General features: G+C 50.7%; 20 protein-coding genes. 6 read left to right on the top strand and 14 right to left on the bottom strand.

Translation table 11 applies throughout. The features are described from left to right. Window positions 1-14: 14 nt before the first annotated feature. Complete coding sequence (locus tag E2980_RS00505; protein WP_135150168.1) at window positions 15-1,166, bottom strand: cysteine desulfurase family protein; 1,152 nt, start codon at window positions 1,164-1,166, stop codon at window positions 15-17. A gap of 16 nt (window positions 1,167-1,182) precedes the next feature. Further along, window positions 1,183-1,602: a cysteine metabolism transcriptional regulator CymR gene (cymR, locus tag E2980_RS00500; RefSeq protein WP_135150167.1), complete on the bottom strand. Its 420-nt coding sequence runs from the start codon at window positions 1,600-1,602 to the stop codon at window positions 1,183-1,185. 229 nt (window positions 1,603-1,831) lie between these two features. Between cymR and mnmA the strand changes: the two genes are divergently transcribed. Both mnmA and E2980_RS25060 read left to right on the top strand, forming a co-directional pair. Further along, window positions 1,832-3,001 carry a tRNA 2-thiouridine(34) synthase MnmA gene (mnmA, locus tag E2980_RS00495; protein WP_167746925.1) on the top strand — a complete coding sequence of 390 codons (1,170 nt, stop codon included), beginning with the start codon at window positions 1,832-1,834 and terminating at the stop codon, window positions 2,999-3,001. Between the two features lie 450 nt (window positions 3,002-3,451). Then, on the top strand, window positions 3,452-4,084 hold the full coding sequence (locus E2980_RS25060) for a transposase (protein WP_135150166.1): 633 nt from the start codon (window positions 3,452-3,454) through the stop codon (window positions 4,082-4,084). 89 nt (window positions 4,085-4,173) lie between these two features. Here E2980_RS25060 and E2980_RS00485 read toward each other — a convergent pair whose 3' ends face one another. Both E2980_RS00485 and E2980_RS00480 read right to left on the bottom strand, forming a co-directional pair. Next, window positions 4,174-4,920: a YebC/PmpR family DNA-binding transcriptional regulator gene (locus tag E2980_RS00485; protein ID WP_135150165.1), complete on the bottom strand. Its 747-nt coding sequence runs from the start codon at window positions 4,918-4,920 to the stop codon at window positions 4,174-4,176. A 163-nt stretch (window positions 4,921-5,083) separates the two neighbouring features. Beyond that, on the bottom strand, window positions 5,084-5,281 hold the full coding sequence (locus tag E2980_RS00480; RefSeq protein ID WP_135150164.1) for a cold shock domain-containing protein: 198 nt from the start codon (window positions 5,279-5,281) through the stop codon (window positions 5,084-5,086). A gap of 379 nt (window positions 5,282-5,660) precedes the next feature. Between E2980_RS00480 and E2980_RS00475 the strand changes: the two genes are divergently transcribed. From E2980_RS00475 to pepF, 3 genes are all read left to right on the top strand, one after another. Beyond that, window positions 5,661-5,894 carry a hypothetical protein gene (locus tag E2980_RS00475; protein WP_135150163.1) on the top strand — a complete coding sequence of 78 codons (234 nt, stop codon included), beginning with the start codon at window positions 5,661-5,663 and terminating at the stop codon, window positions 5,892-5,894. 29 nt (window positions 5,895-5,923) lie between these two features. Beyond that, complete coding sequence (locus E2980_RS00470; protein ID WP_135150162.1) at window positions 5,924-6,103, top strand: hypothetical protein; 180 nt, start codon at window positions 5,924-5,926, stop codon at window positions 6,101-6,103. Between the two features lie 157 nt (window positions 6,104-6,260). Beyond that, a complete protein-coding gene (gene pepF, locus E2980_RS00465; protein WP_135150432.1) occupies window positions 6,261-8,051 on the top strand; it encodes an oligoendopeptidase F in 1,791 nt (596 codons plus the stop codon). 20 nt (window positions 8,052-8,071) lie between these two features. Here pepF and E2980_RS00460 read toward each other — a convergent pair whose 3' ends face one another. The 4 genes from E2980_RS00460 to E2980_RS00445 form a co-directional block, all read right to left on the bottom strand. Further along, on the bottom strand, window positions 8,072-8,593 hold the full coding sequence (locus E2980_RS00460) for a DNA-deoxyinosine glycosylase (RefSeq protein WP_240702784.1): 522 nt from the start codon (window positions 8,591-8,593) through the stop codon (window positions 8,072-8,074). Between the two features lie 111 nt (window positions 8,594-8,704). Further along, window positions 8,705-9,535, bottom strand: coding sequence for a carbohydrate ABC transporter permease (locus tag E2980_RS00455; RefSeq protein ID WP_135150161.1), 831 nt, complete (start codon window positions 9,533-9,535; stop codon window positions 8,705-8,707). Next, window positions 9,535-10,413 carry a carbohydrate ABC transporter permease gene (locus tag E2980_RS00450; RefSeq protein WP_135150160.1) on the bottom strand — a complete coding sequence of 293 codons (879 nt, stop codon included), beginning with the start codon at window positions 10,411-10,413 and terminating at the stop codon, window positions 9,535-9,537. Before E2980_RS00450 ends, E2980_RS00455 begins: the two co-directional genes overlap by 1 nt. A gap of 105 nt (window positions 10,414-10,518) precedes the next feature. Continuing rightward, window positions 10,519-11,913 carry an extracellular solute-binding protein gene (locus E2980_RS00445; RefSeq protein ID WP_135150159.1) on the bottom strand — a complete coding sequence of 465 codons (1,395 nt, stop codon included), beginning with the start codon at window positions 11,911-11,913 and terminating at the stop codon, window positions 10,519-10,521. Between the two features lie 172 nt (window positions 11,914-12,085). On the opposite strand from E2980_RS00445, the gene E2980_RS00440 reads away from it, so the two are divergent. Next, entirely contained in the window at window positions 12,086-13,225 is a 1,140-nt protein-coding gene (locus tag E2980_RS00440) for an HD domain-containing phosphohydrolase (protein ID WP_135150158.1), read from the top strand. Between the two features lie 81 nt (window positions 13,226-13,306). Here E2980_RS00440 and E2980_RS00435 read toward each other — a convergent pair whose 3' ends face one another. From E2980_RS00435 to E2980_RS00410, 6 genes are all read right to left on the bottom strand, one after another. Continuing rightward, window positions 13,307-13,960: a fumarylacetoacetate hydrolase family protein gene (locus tag E2980_RS00435; protein WP_135150157.1), complete on the bottom strand. Its 654-nt coding sequence runs from the start codon at window positions 13,958-13,960 to the stop codon at window positions 13,307-13,309. Then, window positions 13,953-14,723: a glycerophosphodiester phosphodiesterase gene (locus E2980_RS00430; protein ID WP_240702783.1), complete on the bottom strand. Its 771-nt coding sequence runs from the start codon at window positions 14,721-14,723 to the stop codon at window positions 13,953-13,955. Before E2980_RS00430 ends, E2980_RS00435 begins: the two co-directional genes overlap by 8 nt. A 58-nt stretch (window positions 14,724-14,781) precedes the next feature. Continuing rightward, window positions 14,782-16,038 carry a CapA family protein gene (locus tag E2980_RS00425; RefSeq protein ID WP_135150429.1) on the bottom strand — a complete coding sequence of 419 codons (1,257 nt, stop codon included), beginning with the start codon at window positions 16,036-16,038 and terminating at the stop codon, window positions 14,782-14,784. A gap of 122 nt (window positions 16,039-16,160) precedes the next feature. Next, a complete protein-coding gene (gene nagZ, locus E2980_RS00420) occupies window positions 16,161-17,759 on the bottom strand; it encodes a beta-N-acetylhexosaminidase (RefSeq protein WP_276322217.1) in 1,599 nt (532 codons plus the stop codon). Window positions 17,760-17,776: 17 nt separating this feature from the next. Further along, entirely contained in the window at window positions 17,777-19,408 is a 1,632-nt protein-coding gene (locus tag E2980_RS00415) for a response regulator (protein ID WP_167746924.1), read from the bottom strand. After that, window positions 19,408-21,258, bottom strand: coding sequence for a cache domain-containing sensor histidine kinase (locus tag E2980_RS00410; protein ID WP_135150155.1), 1,851 nt, complete (start codon window positions 21,256-21,258; stop codon window positions 19,408-19,410). The genes E2980_RS00415 and E2980_RS00410 overlap by 1 nt, the downstream gene beginning before the upstream one ends. Window positions 21,259-21,305 lie beyond the last annotated feature (47 nt).

The following is a 21,305-nucleotide window of genomic DNA, read 5'->3' as shown; positions in this document are numbered from 1 at the left end:
ATTTCCTGCGCTTGTTATCTATTACGCAAACGAGCGGAAATGGTTGCAGTTATTTTCGCCATTTTATTGGCTTCTTCCCTAGTATTGCCCAAACCGAAGCTAAATCGTACGGCAGATGACACTCTTTCGGAAGAAATTTTCATCGCCGACAAAACATGCGAAGGTTTTAAGGACCCCGAAGTGCACGCCGATCCGCCGGAAGCGGAAACCCCCGCCAAATCGAGATTCATCAGCATGCTTTCGGATGAGATGCCGGCGAAGCTCAAATTTAGAATGTGCGGGAGCCGCTCATCCGGGTGACCATTCATGACGAATTGGCCTGGTCCAAGCTCTTCTTGTAGCTTGACGAGTAAAGCTCCGCGGACTTCCTCCGCATGGTTCCTTCTCCGTTGAAGCTGTCCGCATGCAAGTTCCGCCGCCTTAGCGAAAGCGACGATGCCGGGCACGTTCTCCGTTCCGGCCCTTCTGTTACGCTCTTGGGATCCGCCGTAAAGCGTCGGTTGAAACGGAGTTCCCTTGCGCACGTAGAGCAATCCCACGCCTTGCGGCCCGTTAATTTTATGGGCGGACAGGCTTAAGAGATCGATAGGAAGTTCCTTTAGGTTTATTTCGAGATAACCAAAGGCTTGTACCGCGTCGACATGCATTACCGCTTTATGCTTGCGAGCCCATTCGCCGATTTCGGCAATCGGCTGTATCGTCCCGGTTTCATTATTGCCCGCCATTACGCTGACGATCGCCGTCGTATCATCGATCGCGGCCATCGCATCCGATAATTCGACGCGCCCGTATTCGTCCACAGGCAATACCGTCAAGGAAAATCCTTGAGTTTCTAGATGACGGCATGCGTTTAATACGGCGTGATGCTCGACCGCTGTCGTTACGATACGGTTTCGACCTCGTTTGCGCTGAGCATAGGCCGCACCGTACAAAGCGGAATTGTCGCTTTCCGTTCCGCTGCCCGTAAATATAATTTCCGAGGCTTCGCACTGCAATAGACTTGCGAATAAGTCTCTGGCCAAGGAAATCCTTTCTTTAGCGGTTCGCCCATGAGCATGCAGGCTCGAAGCATTCCCCGGACCTGCAGTGGCTGCCTCAATGTAAGCTTCGAGCGCTTCCGGGCTCATGGCCGTCGTCGCCGCGTGATCAAAATAGATGGAGTTCATGCCCTTGCACCTTCTTCTAAATGTAGAACATGTAATTGTCGAGCTCGTCCGCGCCTTTATAGGAGATTAGGTCTTGCAGCGTCGTCGAGTCGAGAACCTCTGCTATGCTGTCGCGAATTCGCAACCACAGGTCGCGTTTCGCAGGGTCGTCTTCCTCCGTAAAATCAACGGGACTTATGGGACCTTCCAGAATGCGGATCACGTCTCCCGAGGTGATCGTTTCCGGATCTTTGGACAAAATATAGCCGCCATAGGCTCCCCTAACGCTCTTGACGAGCCCCGCATTGCGGAGCGGAGCGATTAATTGTTCTAAATAATGCTCGGAAAGACCATTCTTCTCCGCTATGCTTTTTAAGGAAATCGGCCCTTCGCCGAATTTAGCCGCAAGTTCCATCATGATTGTCAAGCCGTAGCGGCCTTTCGTCGAAATTTTCAAGAGAACACCTGCTTTCATGCGCTAAGCATAGAATTGTTTACCATGTGTCTTAATCGCATAGTTAAATGGAGGGTATCCCCATAATAAATCTATGTTATCACAACTATTTCCTTTGTGGTCAAAAAAAACGTGACATATTCATGAAGGACCCGCCTCACATGAGAAATCATAGGGATTGTGATAAAATAAGAAGGTAATCGGAAAAGCTAGCAGTAAGGAGAGATGAGTTATGAGTAATGCAGAGGCTTCTATGGCTTCTATTGCAGATAGGTTCCCTGATCCATCCAAGGTTCGCGTCGTCGTGGGCATGTCCGGAGGAGTAGACTCCTCGGTTACGGCGCTCCTGTTGAAAAGGCAAGGCTTCGACGTGGTCGGGGTATTCATGAAAAATTGGGACGATACCGATGAGTTCGGCGTGTGTACCGCGGAGGAAGATGCCGAGGACGTACGTCGGGTGTGCAATCAGATCGGAATCCCTTATTATACGGTCAATTTCGAAGAGGAATATCGCGATAAGGTATTCGAATATTTTCTTGAGGAATATCGGCGCGGCAGGACGCCAAATCCGGACGTCATGTGTAACCGGGAGATCAAATTCGGCGAATTTCTGCAGAAGGCATTGGATTTAGGCGCAGAAGTCATCGCAACCGGCCATTATGCGCGCGTTGAGCTTCGGGACGGCAAATACGAGCTGTTGCGCGGCGTCGACACGAACAAAGACCAGTCGTACTTCCTGCATGCTTTGAATCAGTCGCAGCTTGCAAAGGCGATGTTCCCGATTGGCCATCTCAACAAGCCGGACGTCCGCAAAATCGCGGAAGAAGCCGGTCTCGCGACCGCCAAGAAGAAAGATAGCACCGGCGTTTGCTTTATAGGCGAACGCAACTTCAAAGAGTTTCTGAGCCAATACTTGCCCGCGAAACCAGGAAACATGGTAGACCTTGTGTCCGGAGAAGTAAAAGGCAGGCATGACGGACTCATGTATTACACGCTAGGCCAACGCCAAGGCCTTGGTATTGGCGGCTCCGGCAATGGGGAGCCTTGGTTCGTTGCCAGCAAAGACTTAGATAGCAATACCTTGTACGTCGTGCAAGGGGATACTCACACGAGCCTCTATTCCGTAAGCCTAACCGCTGCTGGCGTCAATTGGATCAGCCCGCAAACACCTAGATCGCCCATCAGGTGTACAGCAAAATTCAGATATCGCCAGCCAGATCAGGGGGTTACGATTACTCCTCATGATGACGGAACCTATCTCGTAGAATTCGATGCTCCACAGAAAGCGATCACCCCCGGCCAAGCAGTCGTTTTCTACGAAGGCGATACTTGCCTTGGCGGAGGGACGATCAATAAAGTTCAAATGTTAGAGCCAGCTGGTGTTGCTGGTACAACTGCTTAAGCAGTTACACTAATAGAAGCCGCCAACCTTCGTGGTTGGCGGCTTTTCCCTTTAACAAGTTACTTCTCGCCACTCTCACCTCTCAATTCTAATTCCTCTACTCAACCAATGATCTAAACTCCATTTGGTGTCTCCTGAGCCATCTGCACACACCGTTCCCTTAATTCTAACGATCGTCTCACCTTTCATCGATTCCTGAGCCATCTGCACACACCGTTCCCTTGATTCTAACGAATGTCTCACTTTTCGCCTTCTCCTGAGCCATCTGCATATACCTTTCGTAGAAACTATATATGCAGATGACTCAGGAGCTTATTATCGGGTAATCAAACCAAAAAAATCTGAAATATTTATAAAAAAAGTATTGAAAAGGGAACATGTGTTCTGTATAATGAAATTAACAGGAACATATATTCGTATTTTCAAGAGGATGTGGCAGTTATACGTCTAATGTCCATTCGAAAATTCATGGAACGCTTCCCCGATGAACAAGCTTGCAGGGATTATTTGTTCCAAGTCCGGTGGCCCCGCGGCTTTATTTGCACGAAATGCGGGGAAAGCAAATACAGCTACATCAAAACTCGAAATTTATTCGAATGTTCTTATTGCAAGACTCAGACCTCAACTACATCCAATACCATCATGCACCGCACGAAGCTCCCTCTCCGTTACTGGCTGCTAACGTTCTATTGGGTTGCATCTGGGGAAAGATGTTCCGCACGCAAAATTTCCAAAACGCTGAAACTTAATTACCGAACCGCTTTGCTATTGCTTTATAATGTCAGACTCGCTATGTATAAAGGCGAATACGATGCGTATTTCGCTTTTTGGATACCCAATGAGCCACAAACCCCTCACATCGTGAAGAAAGCTAAGCTCAGATTGCTTAAGAAGGCTGAGCGGTTCATTCGCAAGCATTATCGGCACATTTCCGAGCGTCGTAGAGAAAGCTATTTCTACGAATTTCGATTCCGAAATAACAACCAACATGACCCCTCTACTGCAATAGACAAGCTAACTATGTATTGTTCCACAACAATTTACTCACTAAATGAATATAGAATAAAACGAACAATCGCTTGATAGAGTAGGAAAAAAGAGGCCTTTCGGCCTCTTGTTAGGTACAGAGTGAATACTGATAAAGCTGAATGCGGGGAATGACCCATTGCGGATTAACCCAAACGGCTCATTTCGTCATCGCTGATCTCAAAGTTGTGGTAGACGTCCTGCACGTCGTCGTTGTCCTCGAAGGCATCCATCATCTTTAGGAGCTTATCGGCGTTCTCGCCATCGGCAGCTACCGTATTTTGCGGCAACCAGCGAACTCCCGCCGTCTCGAATTTATAACCGGCAGCTTCCAGATTGCTTTTGACGTTATCGAAATCTTCAGGCGCCGTCAAGATTTCAAAACTTCCTTCTTCGCTTACGACATCTTGCGCCCCTGCTTCCAGGGCTTCCATCATGAAGCTGTCCTCGTCAAGCCCATCGTCTTCCTCTCGAGTCAATACAAGCAAGCCCTTCTGGTCGAACATATAGGCTACGCAACCCGTCTCGCCCAGGTTTCCTCCACGCTTGCCGAAAATAGAGCGAACGTCCGCGGCAGTGCGATTGCGGTTATCAGTAAGGCACTTTACCATGATGGCAACGCCGCCTGGTCCGTATCCCTCGTATAGTATTTCTTCGTAATCAACGCTGTCAGCCCCACCGGCCGCTTTTTTTATCGCTCTTTCAATATTGTCAGCGGGCATTTGGATCGCGCGCGCGTTTGCAATCGCCGTTTTGAGGCCGTAATTGGCTTCAGGGTTTAGACCGCCCCTGCGTGCTTGTACGTAAATCTCACGTGCCAGCTTTACGAAACGATTGTTTTTGGCTTGATCCGCTTTACCTTTGCGGCCCGCAAAAAGCTTGAATTTTGGCATAACCGTTTACCCCCGAGAAACTTTATTATCGATAAAAACCCAGAAATAGTGTACCACTTCGCCAGAGGCAAGGTCAAAGGTAATCAAGAGAAAACCCCTGACAGCCGCCAGGGGTTGATTTGCTAGATCGTGATATGATAATAAGTCAACGCGCTCGCGTGACTTACAGCTTAACCACGTTGGATGCTTGCGGACCGCGGTTGCCTTGCGTGATTTCGAATTCTACCGCTTGGCCTTCTTCCAAAGTTTTGAAGCCTTCGCCTTGGATTGCAGAGAAATGAACGAATACATCATTTCCGTCTTCGATGGAGATAAAACCGTAGCCCTTCTCCGCGTTAAACCACTTTACTGTTCCTCTCAAATGAAAAACCTCCTAAAATCTCGCCGTCAGTCGGCGAATAAGATAATTATAACCGAAATTACCCTTTTCTGCAATATATTCAACCTTGACTTTTAACCCTTTTAACCATGCGCAGCAAGTGACTTGGGACTAGAATGAACGTTGATCCCGAAGGATGAGACCCTTTCATCGCAAAGTTGCCCAACTCTCTAAAGATATCAGTAATGAAAGGGTATTTCTCCCATTACATATAAATTTATGGATAGATTCTTAGCTCGTAAAGAAACAAATAGTGGCCGCATGTGCTGTCAACCTATTTTTTCCATCGTTACGTTGATTTCTCAGTTCATCTCTTCTATGATGAGAAAAACGGCAAAACTGCCCAGATCAGGAGACTAACATGTTTACAAAACACACCGTCTATAAGCACGATAACTACAATATGCTGACTGTAGAAGTTCAAGGAAAAACGCTTGTCGTCAGGGAAATATCGGATCAATGGGGAGAAGTCTGCCACAAATTCATTAGCCGTCCCGAAATGATGGATTGGGCGGAGAAACGGTTCCTCGCCACAGATTTCCCCGATGGCGAAGAAGGTCTTCGCGAAACGATGGAGAAATTGAAAAGCATATAACCCACAACTGGGGAAAGAGGTTTTCGTTAATGAACACCGAAGCGAGTATTATTTTTATTATTGCGTCCTTCAGCTTGGCGGTCATTCTAATCATGTCCAGGGAGCGGATTCCCGAGCCCCTGCGCAGGCCGATGGCGATCACGTCCATTTTACTCGTGATATTTGCTTTCTTCCTGATCGTGTACAGCTTCTTCCGGATAGGCACCTAGCGCCAGGATCATACTATTATGGTAACTCATTCCTTACCGGAGGCGTTCCATGAAACCGTATGTCCTGACGTTGACCGCCTCGATGGTGGCCATTTCATTGCTTTGCACATCTGCGACCGCTGCACACGATACTTTATCTAGGAGGTTGAATTTGCCCATGAAACAAGTAGCCAAAAGAACCGAAACCCCGCAGGAGCACCGTTGGAAACTGGAAGATCTGTATCCGAACCAAGCCGCTTGGAACGCCGAATTCAGTCGCGTAAAGGGCCTTATCGGCGAAATCTCTAGCTATCAAGGCAAACTCAAGGATGCGTCATCCATCGCGAGCTGCTTTGCCTTAGATGACGAAATCTCTCTCTTGACCGAAAGACTCTACGTATACGCCAACATGCGCCACCACGAGGATACCGCCGAGCCTACCTATCAAGCTTTGTCGGATAAATCCAAGAAAATAAGCGTAGAGGTTAGCGAAGCCACCTCCTTCATCACGCCGGAAATTTTAAGCCTGTCGGAGCAACAACTAACCGGCCTTATTGCGGATCCGTCCTTAGCGAAATACAAGCGTACGCTGGAAGAGATGCTTCGCCAAAAGCCGCATATCTTGTCCAAGAACGAGGAATCTCTTCTTGCTCAAGCCGGCAACGTCTCTCAAGCGCCGGGTACGATATTCGGGATGCTGAACAATGCCGATCTGAAGTTCCCTAAGGTCAAGAATGAGCAAGGCGAGGAAGTCGAATTAACGCACGGCCGTTACATTCAGTTCCTGGAAAGCAAAAACCAAGAAGTACGGCGCGACGCTTTCAAAGCGATGTACGACACTTACGGCAAGTGGAAAAACACACTCGCATCCACCCTGAATGCCAACGTGACCAAGAATCTTTTCTATGCCAAAGCTCGTCATTATCCGTCGGCTCTTGAAATGTCGCTGTTCGGAGACAACATCCCGCAGTCCGTGTACGATAATTTGATTTCCACCATTCATGAATATTTGCCCCTTATGCACCGGTACATGGATTTACGTAAAAAGCTGCTCAAGCTGGACGAGTTACATATGTACGATTTATTCGCTCCGCTCGTTGAAGAGTTCGACATGGAAATCAGTTACGAGCAAGCAAAAACCAAAGTCTATGAAAGCCTAGCTCCGCTAGGGGATGACTACCGCAAGGTGCTTCAAGAAGGTTTCGAAGGCGGTTGGATCGACATCTACGAGAACGAGGGCAAACGAAGCGGCGCTTACAGTTGGGGAGCGTTCGGAACCCACCCTTACGTGCTGCTCAACCATAACGACAATCTGAACAGCATGTTCACGTTAACGCATGAGATGGGCCACGCGTTGCATTCTTATTATTCGGATAAAAGCAACGATTACCGCGATGCGCAATATACGATCTTCTTGGCCGAGGTCGCTTCCACTCTAAACGAAGCGTTACTCATGAACAACCTGCTGGAGAAGTCGACGGATCCGAAGGAGAAAATGTACCTCCTCACTTATTATGCGGATCAATTCCGGACGACCGTTTTCCGTCAGACGATGTTCGCGGAATTCGAGAAAATCATTCACGAGAAAGCGGAAAACGGCGAAGCGCTGACCCCTCAGGAGCTCAGCTCGATCTATTATGATCTCAACCTGAACTACTACGGCAAAGGTATGGTCGTCGACAAAGATATCGAGATGGAATGGGCGCGTATTCCCCACTTCTACAATAGCTTCTACGTGTACAAATACGCGACGGGATTCTCCGCGGCGACGAGCTTTGCCAAGCAGATCTTGGACGAAGGCGAACCGGCGGTCGAACGTTACCTCGGATTCCTGAAGAGCGGCGGAAAAGACTACTCCATCAACATTCTGAAGGAAGCCGGAGTCGATATGTCCACGCCTGAGCCGATCCGCCAAGCGATGAGCGTGTTCGAAGGACTAATCGAACAGATGGAACAGCTAACGAAGTAATAAACGCGACGCGGCGCACATCACGTCCTTGCGCAAACGTCAAGGCTGGTAATTGCCCTCCATGCCTCTAGACGATCGTCCAATCCGCGATAATCCCTCGTCGGAATCGGACTCGTCGAAGGCATGCGGACGATCTTGCGCTTCAATAGCTCCGGATGTTTGCCGAAATGCTTGTTCAGTTCGGCGTAGGACTTCGTGCCGTTGCAAACGATAACCGCGATGTTCGGATATCTCTCGAGCAGACCCGGAATGTCGTTGGGAACCGCGAGCCTGATGTTGCTATCCAGGCTCCCTTCCCTCTCGCAGCTGGCAATGACGTCCCATAATGCGATGCCGTTTCGAAGGGCGAACGATATTCTGTTCTCGTATTCCTCATCAGGCTCCTGACCTTTGCCGAATAACGCATATAGAATCCGCCACATATAGTTGCGCGGATTCCAGTAATACTGATGGGCCTTCAAGGACGCGACGCCGGGCATGCTGCCCAGAATCAACATCCGGGCTCCTGAATCGACGATGGGCGGAAAAGAATGAACGTGCACGGATGAACGACCTCCTCTTGGTTGCTTCTATCCTTTATCCTCGTTATAACATAAAAATGGCGCCGTCCCCTAATTCGGGACGACGCCATTTTTTTCTAACTTCCGATCCAATCAACCTTTGACGCTACCCGCCGTAATTCCTTCGATGATCTGCTCCTGCAAGAAAGCATACAGGACCAATACCGGAGTTACGCTGAATACGATCCCCGTACAGATCAAGGCATAGTTCGTCTGGTAAGCGTCCCGGAAACCGACCATCCCGGTCGGCAACGTACGAAGAGCATCTTTGCTGATAAAGAAGCTAGCAAGCAAATATTCGTTCCAGTTCCCGAGGAAGTTGATGATGAACACGGTAACTAGCGCAGGCACCGTAAGCGGCAAGACGATGCGCGCGAACAATCCCGGAGCGCTCAACCCGTCGATGATTGCCGCTTCCTCCAGTTCGGCAGGAATGGCTTTCATGAATGCGGAGATGAGCAATACGCTAAATGGCAGCGCCCCCGCGGTATATGGCCAGAACAAAGCCCAATGCTTGCCCAAGATGTGCAGATCCATCATCAGAATGTACTGCGCGATGAACAGAACGTTACCCGGTATGAGCATCCCTAGCAAAATCACCTGGTAAATGAGTTTGCTCGTGAATTTGAATTTCATCCGCGTGAGGGCGAATGAAGTTCCGGCTGCCAGCAGTACGCCAAGGACGGCCGAGGATATTCCGAGGTAGGCGCTGTTCCAGAAGTAAACGTCGATGCTTGCTTGTACCCATGCGTCTACGTAGTTCTGGAAATACAGGGCTTTCGGGAAGGCGAACGGTGCCTGCGAGATCTCAACGTTATTTTCCTTCAGGGAAGAAAACACGACGAATACGAAAGGGAACAATATGATGACGACGTAGGCCATCAAAACGATGTGAGGCATTGTTTTTTTGATCGAGGCCGGCATCAGTATTCAATCCTTTCCGTCTTACCGAGCGTAAGCTGATAAATAGCGGTGAATACGAGCGCGAATGCGAAAATGATAATCGACAGCGCCATGCCATAGCCGTAATCGCCATACTTGATCGCTTTATTCACCATGTAGGAAGCCATAACTTCCGTAGTGCCTGCCGGACCGCCGTTCGTCATGACGAGGACGATGTCGACTACCCTCATCGCTCCGGCAATAGATAGCATGACCACAACGGAGATAATCGGTTTTATCAGCGGAATAGTCAAGTACCAGGCGCGCTGCGTGCCGTTGGCACCGTCGATAGCTGCGGCTTCGTCGATATCCTTGGGAATCGCGAGAATAGCCGCCAGGATTAAAACAATAAAAAAGCCGACCCACTGCCACGCATTCGTGAGCAGTAAAGCGATCATAGCCCACTTCGAATCCGCCAACCAATAGATGGGCTCGATGCCGAAGAACTTGAGCGCTGCCGAGATCGGTCCAATGTCCGGATCATAGATGAAGCCCCACAAAATCCCGATAACGGATGTGGACAGAATGGACGGAATGAATACCGTCGTTTTGTAAAAGCCCTTAAAACGTTTAACGTTGCTGATCAACAGCGCAAGCAATACGATGATCGGGACCTGAAGTCCTACCGAGAAAACGATGAAATACATGTTGTTGATTATGGCGCTGCGGAAATTCGAATCTCCGAACGCCGTTTCGAAATTCGCCATGCCGATGAACTTCGTTTCCTCCAAACCGTTCCAGTTCGTAAACGCATAAACGACGGAAGAGAACATGGGATACAGGAAAAACAACCCGTACAGTGCAATCGTTGGAATGATGAACATTAAGTAGGATGCAGGATTTCTGAGCGCGTTTTTCATGGTTCCTCCCCGCTATGGAGAAGAAGGCCCACCCCCTCTGGGCGGGTGGTGCCTCCTTACCAAACTTCCAGCTAGATGGATAATCTTTATATCTATAGATTACGATTATTTCGCGTTTTCTACTTCCTGTACCTTTTGGACCGCGTCGCCGAATTCTTGAGCAGTCGCTTTACCGGCGATCAGTTTTTGCAATTGAAGTTCGGTTTCGCTGTATACGGGTTTTTGAGCGATCGCATCGAAGTGAACGAACGTCGAACCGGCTGCTTTCATCACGTCAAGAACTTGTTTAACAACCGGATCCGTAACTTTCGCCAAAGACTCGTCGGACAGCTTCATGGAAGGAAGAACGCCGTCTTCAAGCAATCCGCGCAGCTGCATTTCGTCGTTGTACAGGTTTTTGATGAAAGATTTAACTGCTTTCAGCTCGTTCTCGTCCAGATCTGAAGAGAAGCCATAACCGTTACTGAAGTTTGCGTTAAGCGAGGTTTGGTCGCCAGCGGCGTTAGGAAGGGCAGGCAATGCTACGAAACCGACTTTACCGGTCATGGAAGCTGCTACCGCGCCTTCTTTGAACGCGGACGAACGCCAGCTGCCGTCGAACATCATGCCTGCTTTGCCGGCAGCGAAGTCATTCAGCATATCATCGTAGGATTTGCCAAGCTCGCCTTTAGTGAAGTAACCGTTTTTAACCCAATCTTGGTACAGGGAGAGTGCTCCAACGACTTCCGGAGAGTTCCATTTTACTTCGCCGGTTACGATTCCGTTCGGGAATCCGTTAGCGAAGCGGCCGACCAATGTGCCTACGAGCATATTCGGTACCCAAGCTGCTTGGGATCCCATTGCGAAAGGCGTAATTCCTTTAGCTTTCAATGCGTCTGCCGCTTTAACCAGGTCATCCCAAGTCGTAGGAGCGTTCAAGTCGTTCGCTTGGAAAATTTCGGTGTTATAGAATACGCCCTCTACGGAACCGCCGATCGGCAAGCCGTAGATTTTGCCGTCCAACGTGAATTGGCCGAATACGTTAAGGAACTTGTCTTTAATGCCCAGTTCATCAAGGATTGGCGTCAAGTCGAGCAGACGACCTGCTTTCGCGTATTTCAACGCGTCAGCGTTACCGCCGAATAAGTCGAAGATTTTCGGAGGGTTGCCTGCAGCCATCTCGGCAGGAAGCTTCGTGAAGCGGTTGACTGCATCCTCGATACCGTCGAGTTCGAATTTCACGCCCGGAACTTCCGCTTCGGAACGTTTAACGACTTCGTCGAGAATCGCTTTGCGGAATTTTTGCGGTTCGCCGATTTGAATATGGCGAAGCGATACCGTGAAAGGCTCTACGGTTTCTTCGCTTGGGGAAGCGGACTCCGAAGCCGGTGCGCTCGGAGAAGCGCTAGGCGATGCGGCCGGGGAAGAAGCTTCGTTGTTGTTATTCTTTCCGCCGCACGCCGCCAACATTGTCGACATTGCGAGAATCAGGGTAAGGATGACCATTACGTTTCTTTTCACTTGGTAGACCTCCCAAAGATTTGTGTTTGCTGCTTACTCCCTTATTGTAAGAGCAAATTCTACCAAAGTAAGGGAGTGAAACAACTAAGGAGGGATAAGATCATCTTCCGTTCCAATTATTTGGAGGGATTAAGCAGGATTCGACAAGATTCCCGCGAATAAGGGATAGGGAATGGCTAAGGAGTGGATTAACTTGGTTAAAAAAGAGCTGACCCCGGAAGACTTGCTGCGAATTATATTCGATTATACGGCCAAGATCGCCAGCGAGCGGAAATTGAATGCGGTGCTTGTCCACATGGCGGATATGGGCCGGGAAATGATCTTATCCGATAGATGCACCGTTTGGCTGATCGACGAACCCAACCATCAGCTTTACACGACCGTCGCCCATGGCGTTGACGAAATCCGCATCCCCTTCGGAACAGGGTTGGTGGGCAGCGCGGTCCTATCCGGGGAACCGATCATCATTGAGGATGCTTATAACGATCCTAGGCATAACGACGAGAATGACCGGAAGACCGGTTACCATACGAAATCGATCATCACCGTCCCTTTCCGTAACAATGACGGAGAGATTATCGGTGCTTATCAGGCCATCAACAAGCTGACGGCCGTAGGATATTTCACTGCCCGGGATCTCGAATTGCTGTCTTTGGCCGCCTCCTACGCCGGCAAATCGCTGGAATCCGTCATGCTTCACCAGGAAATTATCGATACGCAGCGTGAGATCATCTCCACGATGGGCGAGGTCGGCGAGATTCGTTCCAAGGAAACCGGGAACCACGTGAAACGCGTCGCGGAATACTCTTATGTTCTAGCGATCGGACTTGGACTCAGCGCGAGTCAGGCCGAATTGCTTAGAACCGCCTCTCCCATGCACGATATCGGTAAAGTCGCCATTCCGGATGCGGTATTGAATAAGCCGGGAAAATTAACCGAGGAAGAATACGATATTATCAAATCGCATACGAAGATCGGCCACCAATTGCTCCGGGGATCCAAGCGAGAGCTCCTGCGCACAGCATCGATCGTCGCGGAGCAGCATCATGAGAAGTGGGACGGCAATGGATACCCGGCGGGCAGGAAAGGCGAGGATATCCACATTTTCGGCCGGATTACGGCCGTTGCCGACGTATTCGACGCGTTAAGCGCAGAACGGGTATACAAGGCGGCATGGCCCATTGAGAAAATCGAGAATCTATTCCGAGAGGAACGGGGACGTCATTTCGACCCGGCTGTCGTGGACGTCTTCTTCGAACAATTGCCGAAGTTGCTGGACATTCGCCAAAGGCTCACCGACGAAGCTGAGTAGCAGCAACGAAGGAGCTAATCTGCAGGCAGACGCCTGAGATAGCTCCTTTGTTATTGCTTACGATTTACAAATATGATTACTCTAACCCATTTTCACCTGGGCTCGACCTAAGCTCTCCTCGTTCCACCAAACCTCCAGCAGATCCCCTTCGTTCAGCGAACCTACTCCCGCGGGAGTTCCCGTATAGATCAAATCTCCCGCCGCTAAACCATAATTTTGTCCGATAAAATCTATGATAGTTTGCAAATCGAATACCATATCCCGAACGTTACCCCGTTGTACTTCTTTATCATTGATCCGAAGCCCGAAATCCTGCTCCTCCATAGCATTCATTCCCTGAAAATCCTTCCAACGTCCAAGCGTAGCCGAATTGCGGAAGCCTTTGGCCGCTAGCCACGGCTGTCCCTTCGCCTTCAGCCTTTCCTGTACATCCCGGAGCGTTAAATCCAGCCCTACGGTGAACGAAGACAACAACTCACCGCAGTCGATTCTCGCTTCATACGTTCTTCCTACGGCGAATACGAGCTCCGCTTCGTAATGTACGCTTCCTTGCGATCCAGGGACAATAAGGCTGCCGTCCGTCATCTCGATGACGGCATGGGTCGGCTTCGTAAAAATCATCGGAGACGTAGGAACTTCATTGCCCAATTCCGCGGCATGCAGCCGGTAATTACGTCCAACGCAATAGATGTTGCGGAAATCTAACGGAGTCAGGTGCGCTCTATTTTCACTCATGGGATGGGTTCTCCTCTTTCATAACCGCTAACCAGCGGTCCGGGTAATTCGTGCATAACTGGAACGGCTCCGGACGCCTGGATAACCTGCGTAAATCGGAAACCGAATTAACCGTCCATGCCATGACGTCGATTGCCGAGATGGCCGTCCGTTCAAGCAAACGTTCGTTCAAGTGCTGGAACCCTATGGATAAATATGATGCCCCGATGAATTTAATCTTCTCGACAAGGTCCGAAGGTCGATCGTCTATGATAAGCCCCGTCTTCAAGGTTGGGGAATAGCGACGGACTGCCTGAAGAATATCCGGCTCAAACGAGGTTATGACGGTATCTTGTTCTAAATGACGTGAACGAATAACCTCTACTGTTTGACGGGCAAGAAGCTCACGGTCCGCATATTCGCCCTTTAGTTCTACGTTAAGCCTGCAGGTTCCTGACGTCAGGGCAAGAACCTCATCCAACGTGGGAATGCCTTCTGACGAGAATGACGGATGAAACCAGCCTCCCGCATCCAGTCGACCTAACTCCTCCGCCGTGTAATCCTTGACCAATCCCTGTGCGTTTGTCGTTCGCTTCAACGTGCTGTCGTGAATAACGACAGGTACGTCGTCTCGGGATAGATGCACGTCCAGTTCGATCCATTGCACGTAGGGCTGGCTCATCGCCAACCGGAAGGCTGCCAACGTATTCTCCGGCGCCATGCCGGAGAATCCCCTATGGGCCACGCAAGGATGGAGAGCAGCACGCCTGCTTATATCCATCATACTAACCCCTCTCAAAGGAAATCGGAAAGGCAGATTTACAAGTCCTTTCGTTCTACTCCTAATTCTGCGCCACAATCTTTCCATCCTCCTCCACGGAGGCTCCATAAGACAATGTCGACAGACGGGCTAAGAGCGCTTTGGCTGCGACGTCATCCATCGGAGCCGGTTGGGAATTCTTCGAGAACATCGGCTCGAACCGTAAAGAGCACGTTCCATCCTTCCCGCAATCGGCATTCAATACGCCGGTTTCCGACGTCTTCGATGACGCTGTCGTCGAGAATACGAAGTTGCCTAAACTATACGCAATCCATTTCCCTTTGTACGCTTCGAAGCCTTGAAGCACATGCGGGTGGCTTCCGGTCACTAAATCCGCACCGGCATCGACAAACCGATGGGCCAGATCCGTCTGATGCGCGACAGGCCGTTCGGCTCTTTCAACGCCCCAATGCACCATTACGACGACAATATCCGCATTTTCCTTCGCTTCCTTGATCGCCGCGACCGCGCGATTCGGAGAGTAGGCTTCCGCTACTCCCGGATGAGAGCGGTCCGCCTTCCATGACACCTCCGGAACGACGCGGGTAACGCTTACGAATCCAACCGTAATCCCTTTGCTTTCTATGTATGCCGGAGCGAATGCTTCTCGATCGTCGTTACCGGATCCCGCATGCTGCAGGTCGGCATCGTCAAGCGCGTCCATCGTGTCGCTCAAGCCTTGCCAGCCATAATCCAATGTATGATTATTCGCGAGGGATAAGAAATCGAATCCCGCTTCCTTCAGGGCCGGAACGGCTTCCGCGCTTCCCCGGAACACGTATTGCTTGTTCTTGGCAGGCGTGCCCCGCGTCGTGATCGGAGTCTCTAGATTTCCGGCCGTAACGTCTGCCGCTTCCAACACCGCCTTAGCCTCGCGGAAAGGATAATCGAATCCATTGATCTTCATAAGATCCAATACCTTGGCTGCAGGAAGAATATCGCCTACTAGCGCTAGAGAAACGGTTTCTCCATCGCCCTCCAAAGGTACGGAAACGTCATCTTCCTCTTCGGATGGCGACGCGGCAGGTTCCTCTCCCTCCTCTTCCGCCGGCTCCTGGGTTATCTCAGAAGGCTGCCATTCGTCGCTCGGAGATGCCTCGCTTTGGGCTTGCGGTTTGCCGGAATTAACGGCTTGTCCATCCTGATTCGATTTCCAAACGAGCGCAACGACCGTGATGATGCCTAACAATAAAATCGCATTAACGAGAAATAACAACCGCGTTCTGCTTCGACGTTTCGTTTTCTGTTGATTTTGCGTCCTCGAACGCGAATAAGTCATGGGATATACCGCCCTTCCGTCGTCTCTCTCCTGCCCGTTATTATACATCAAGGAGACAAAAAAGACGATTTCCACCGCTAATGAAACGGAGAAGAAAATCGTCTTTTGTCGCCCATCCCAGCTTACTCTTCTACGGATAACCGTTCATGCTCACCAATCGTCACCGGCAGCTTCGCCAGCACATCAAGCTCCCCGGAAAGGATTCCGGCTATTGCCGTCATCATCGCGGGCTTGTTCTCGAAAGCGCACAAGTAAGTCGGGGCATCCGGAGCGACCAAGAGATCGTAAGGCGTCCTCAGAGATACCCATACGAACTTGAACCTTCCGTCCGCTGACAATTCGCGGATCAATCCGGTTTGTCCGGACGAGAAACCAGCATCGTAGGAGGCGAATATCACCGTCTGATAGCTTTCCGCCGCCGAGCGAACTTCCGAGGCCTCTTCAGCCGTCGGATCGATTCCGATTCTGATTTCCCGAATGTCATAGCCCGACTGAGCCAAAGCGGCACCCAACGTCCAATCTTGAGAAATGACCTCGATCACCTCGGTGCCGACGCGAGCTTCCGTCCATATGACAAGCGTACTGCTGCTCTTCGATAACGGAATCGCTTCTCCGCCTTTCACGACCGTGACCGACGCTTCGCTTAATTGACGCCGTACCTCTTCGGCACGAGCCCGATTCGTTGCGGGAGCCGCGTTCACGAACAGACCTCGCGACTGTTTAAGCTCCCATATTCTCCGCGCGGCCTCATCGATGCGCGACTCGGGGATTTCCCCTGTCATGACAGCTTCCATCACGGCCTCCAAAGCCGCGGTCTGCCTAATCAAACGGTGGCTGACCAGTATCAGGTCCGCACCCGCTTTAATGGCCTCTACCGCTCCTCTTGCTACTCCGATCGTCTCCGCGATCGCGTTCATCTCCAAGCAATCCGTCACGATTACGCCCTCAAAGCCTAGTTCGTCCCGCAACAGTCCGGACAATATCCTCCGGGATAGCGTAGCTGGAATGCCTTCGGGTTCGAAAGCGGGGAACACCACGTGAGCCGTCATGATGGCGTCCACCTTCTGCTCGATTGCCTTGCGAAACGGCAGCAGCTCCACCTCATTCAAGCGGTCCACGTTATGCGGGACGGAAGGCAGCTCATGGTGGGAATCCGCAGCCGTATCGCCATGGCCGGGAAAATGCTTAGCGACGGCAACGATGCCCCCTTCGCGATATCCATGTATAGCAGCCGTGCCCAAACGGGCAACATGACTCGGGTCTTCCCCATAGGAACGGACTCCGATAACCGGGTTATTCGGGTTATTATTGACATCCAAGCATGGAGCGAAATTCATGTTGATCCCGATCTCGCGCAGCTCCGCGCCGGACCATTTCGCCGCCTCGCGCGTTAACTCGGCATTGCTTGCCGCCCCTTGCGCCATCGCTCCAGGCATTACCGTTACGCCTTCCTCCAAGCGTACGACCATTCCGCCTTCCTGATCGATCGCTATAAATAACGGAGCTGCGGATGCCTCCTGCAGCTTGGCTGACAAAGCTTTGACTTGAGCGGCGTTCCGAACGTTCCTGCGGAAATAAATGACGCCGCCAAGCCCGTAATCCTTTATTAAATTCATGAAGCCTTTCGTCGGCTCCAAGCCGTCGAAGCCGCACATGAAGAGCTGTCCGATTTTCTCCTTCAATCCCAACCGCTCAAAACGATTGCTCTTGTTCGCTGCCACGATTTTCTCTCCCCCTATCATCCTTCGTGATTCACCCAAGCAGGCAGCTCCGCTCCGGATTGATTTTGTTGCCTTTCGCGGAATTCAGACGGAAGCATCCCCGTATATTTGCTGAACACCCGCGTGAAATAACGCCTTTCCGCATAACCGACCATCTGGCCGACCTGCGTAACGCTCTTATCGCTTAAGGCAAGCAAAGACTTAGCCATCTCCATCCTTTGCTTCGTTACGTATTCAACGAAGGTCTCCCCGACATGCTGCTTAAACAATAGACTGAAATAGCTGCCGCTAATTCCTAAATAATCGGCCAATAGGTCGATGCTAAGCTCTGTCGACAGGTTGCGTTCGATATAATCCCTTGCAGATAACATAAGCACATCGCTGGTCTTCTTCTTCATGACGCTTTCGAGAGATTGGTCCACGAGCCGATTGATGACCAGCAGCGTTTCGCGAATGCCATGATGCTGGTCGATTTGACTCCAAATCGCGAGCTCCTCGTCTCGATTGATGACTTCCATCGCGCGCATCTCCCGCAACAAATGGATGCACAAATAATGCACGATAGGAGCGACCCGTTCGAATGAGGTTTCGGGCAGCGATCGGAAGCTGTCGTTCAGCTCCTTCAGAGCGGTTTCCGTACGGCGTCGGTCGCATCTCTTCAATCCCGTCACCATTTCTTCAATGCTGTCCCACAGTTGCTGCGACGTATCCGCGTTTCCTCTGGACTTCTCGGAGATGATGACGCCCTTATTCGCAGCCGGAGACAGATTTAGCGAACGTTGCAGGCTCTTGTACGATTTGGCCAGCTGCTTCAGGCTCACCTCGGATGGATGCAATGCGACTCTGATGTTTAGCTTCAGATAGCTTTCTACCGCTTGACGCAGCTTTTCCGCCCAAGCCATGCATTGCCCGCGGTCGTAAATATCCGGCGGAATCCGTTCGATCAATACGCACCACTCGCCGCTTCTCACCTGCAATACGGAGTGTGGAACCTCGAAGGAAACGAGATTCTCCTGAAGGATGTTATGAATGGCAAAGTTCCAAAGCTTGCGCTCCTTATCCTCCCAAGACCTCTCCCGTTTGGAATAGTCCGCGACGTCCACCAGCATCATGGCGAAGGCTAGATTCTCTCCCTCCGCTTCGCTGAGCTTCAGGAAAGAACGGTTCGACGTCCCCCCCAGATCGATTATCCGATCATAGAGCACTTTCTCGTAGGCCAGATGGAATACCTGTTTCCATTCTTGCTGCATGGAATGCTGTTCGATGCTTCTTTCCCGAACGCCTTCCGCAAGGCGCCTGATCGTTTCCGCTAGCTCCTCGTAATCGATCGGCTTCAGAATGTAATCCTTTACTTCATAGCGTATAACCGATCGGACATAGCTAAAATCCTGATACCCGGTCATCATGATGACCTCCGCTTCCGTATCGAACTCGCGAAGCGCGCTTAAAAATTCGATTCCGTCCATGACCGGCATCCGAATATCGCAAAGGATCAGCTGCGGTTTCATCGAACGCGCCAGCTCGAGAGCTTGCTCCCCGTTACGTGCCGTGCCGATTAATTCGATATCGAGCGTATCCCAAGGGATGACCAATTGCAGGTTCTTCAGGATGTTTACTTCGTCATCCACCAGCAATGCTTTAAGCTTCATTAAGTACCACTCCCCGCTTCTTGCGGAATAAGACATTTGATAACCGTTCCGTGCCCCGGCGCGCTGCACAAGATAAGCCCAAACCCGTTGCCGTAATGGATTCGAAGACGATCGGCCACGTTCCCGACACCAAGCCCGCGACGTTCCCCGGTTTCCGGATTTTCCTCATACATTTGCTGCAGGGTAGTCATTCCGCTGGAAACGAATCGTGCCATCTGCTGTTCGTCGATTCCGATCCCGTTGTCTTCGATGTAGAAGGCGATGTTACGTCCTTCCGCGCGGGCGGAAACGTTAATTCGTCCCATGTAATCGACTCCTTCGAACCCATGCTGGATGCTGTTCTCCACCAGAGGCTGAAGCGTTAATTTCAATATGGTACTGCTCAGGAGCTCCCTTGGAACGTCGATCGTATATTCGAACAATTCCTCGAAACGGTATTTCTGAATTTCCAGGTAGCTGATAAGATGCTCCAGCTCCTGCTCGATCGTGATTTCTTCCTTCTGCTGAATGCTGATCCGGAAAATGTTCGCTAACCTTTGCACCATTTTGCTAACCTTGTGACCTTCGTTCTGTACCGCCAAAATATTGATGGACTCGAGCGCGTTAAACAGGAAATGCGGCTTGATCTGGGCTTGCAGCAGCATCATCTCCGCCTTGCGCTTACGCGACTGTTCTTGCTTAACGTCGTCAAGCAGCTCCGAAATCCGCATGACGAGACTATTGAATCCGCGGGCCAACGTTGTCGTCTCATCCTTGCCTACGACCTTGACCCGCGTAGAGAGGTCGCCACGCTCTACCTGACGCATCGCCCTAACGACTCGCACGATAAAGGTAACCGTTCTGCGCACGAACATGAGGTTAAACACAAGCGCCAGAATAAGAGAAACGGCGGTGATGGCAACCATCCAACGAAGCACGAGAGCCATATCGCCGGACAAATACTGCCAGGACGTCACCATGACAAGCTTCCAATCCCCGACTCCAAGGCGCTGCAATTGTAAATCCTGAACGGACACTAGGCTTTTGCGGCCATCGAAGGATAATGTCGTACTCTGGGATTTGCCGCTCTCCATATCGATACCATCGACGGTATCCACGAAATTCGAGATATTTTCACCTTCAGCTACGGATTCGTTGTCGAATACGACCTTGCCATTCCCGGCGACAATGAGAAAACGGCGATCGATCTTCCCTTGGCTGCTGTAGAAGCTGAAAATCCGGTTAATCTCGCTCATCTGAAAGCGCGTGACCAGTATCCCTTTGCTCTTGAGCGAATCAATGTCGAGCAGTACCCGGATTTGCGTAAAAAGATTACTCTCGCCAGTTAAATCGACGTCCTCGTTCGGGCCTACCCATACGGGTGCGCCGTTCTTCCGCAGTACCTCGGCATAGATGGGATTGCTCTCGAGATTCTCGCGATTGATTGGCGTGTCTTTGGTAAAATTGACCGAGACTTCCCGATTATCGTTACCATATAAGGTCACGGATTTGATTCCCGGATAAGTCAACAACACTCTCTGGCGAAGCCTCTCCTTCTCAAGCAATTCGATGTACTCTTGGCTCCGCGGGGTCTCGCCTCCGATCTCTGCGCTGCCGGTGTTGGCGTCTATCGCCTGTTCCACGGATTCCACGCTATCCTCCGTCGTTACCCAGAAGTCGGAGAAGTAGTTGGCTTCTTTAATCATGTTGTTAATGTTCCTGCCGATTGCCTTAAGGGTTAATTCCGTCTGCTCCGCGTACTTTTCCTGTGTGACTTTCTGGAAAACGAGGTAGGAAACGCTCCCAAGAACGAACAACGGAACGATGATGAACGCGAAAAAAGCGGCAAAGATACGTTTGCTCAAACTCATCTGCAGGTGCCCGTCCTCTCGATAATATGACTTTATTATAACAGGAC

Source organism: Cohnella luojiensis (genome assembly GCF_004564235.1).
In the GTDB taxonomy this organism is placed as follows: Bacteria; Bacillota; Bacilli; order Paenibacillales; family Paenibacillaceae; genus Cohnella; species Cohnella luojiensis.
The sequence above is the reverse complement of the archived record's forward strand: the minus strand, read 5'-3'. Positions and strand labels throughout refer to the sequence as shown.

What these genes read in the sequence shown, in the direction of transcription:
- E2980_RS00450 (WP_135150160.1), bottom strand. Translation starts at nt 10,413, where the DNA reads ATGAAAAACGCGCTCAGAAATCCTGCATCCTACTTAATGTTCATCATT.
- E2980_RS00415 (WP_167746924.1), bottom strand. Translation starts at nt 19,408, where the DNA reads ATGAAGCTTAAAGCATTGCTGGTGGATGACGAAGTAAACATCCTGAAG.
- mnmA (WP_167746925.1), top strand. Translation starts at nt 1,832, where the DNA reads ATGAGTAATGCAGAGGCTTCTATGGCTTCTATTGCAGATAGGTTCCCT.
- E2980_RS00475 (WP_135150163.1), top strand. Translation starts at nt 5,661, where the DNA reads ATGTTTACAAAACACACCGTCTATAAGCACGATAACTACAATATGCTG.
- E2980_RS00430 (WP_240702783.1), bottom strand. Translation starts at nt 14,723, where the DNA reads ATGATGGATATAAGCAGGCGTGCTGCTCTCCATCCTTGCGTGGCCCAT.
- E2980_RS00470 (WP_135150162.1), top strand. Translation starts at nt 5,924, where the DNA reads ATGAACACCGAAGCGAGTATTATTTTTATTATTGCGTCCTTCAGCTTG.
- E2980_RS00410 (WP_135150155.1), bottom strand. Translation starts at nt 21,258, where the DNA reads ATGAGTTTGAGCAAACGTATCTTTGCCGCTTTTTTCGCGTTCATCATC.
- E2980_RS00425 (WP_135150429.1), bottom strand. Translation starts at nt 16,038, where the DNA reads ATGACTTATTCGCGTTCGAGGACGCAAAATCAACAGAAAACGAAACGT.
- E2980_RS00435 (WP_135150157.1), bottom strand. Translation starts at nt 13,960, where the DNA reads ATGAGTGAAAATAGAGCGCACCTGACTCCGTTAGATTTCCGCAACATC.
- E2980_RS25060 (WP_135150166.1), top strand. Translation starts at nt 3,452, where the DNA reads ATGTCCATTCGAAAATTCATGGAACGCTTCCCCGATGAACAAGCTTGC.
- E2980_RS00485 (WP_135150165.1), bottom strand. Translation starts at nt 4,920, where the DNA reads ATGCCAAAATTCAAGCTTTTTGCGGGCCGCAAAGGTAAAGCGGATCAA.
- E2980_RS00440 (WP_135150158.1), top strand. Translation starts at nt 12,086, where the DNA reads ATGGCTAAGGAGTGGATTAACTTGGTTAAAAAAGAGCTGACCCCGGAA.
- E2980_RS00455 (WP_135150161.1), bottom strand. Translation starts at nt 9,535, where the DNA reads ATGCCGGCCTCGATCAAAAAAACAATGCCTCACATCGTTTTGATGGCC.
- E2980_RS00505 (WP_135150168.1), bottom strand. Translation starts at nt 1,166, where the DNA reads ATGAACTCCATCTATTTTGATCACGCGGCGACGACGGCCATGAGCCCG.
- pepF (WP_135150432.1), top strand. Translation starts at nt 6,261, where the DNA reads ATGAAACAAGTAGCCAAAAGAACCGAAACCCCGCAGGAGCACCGTTGG.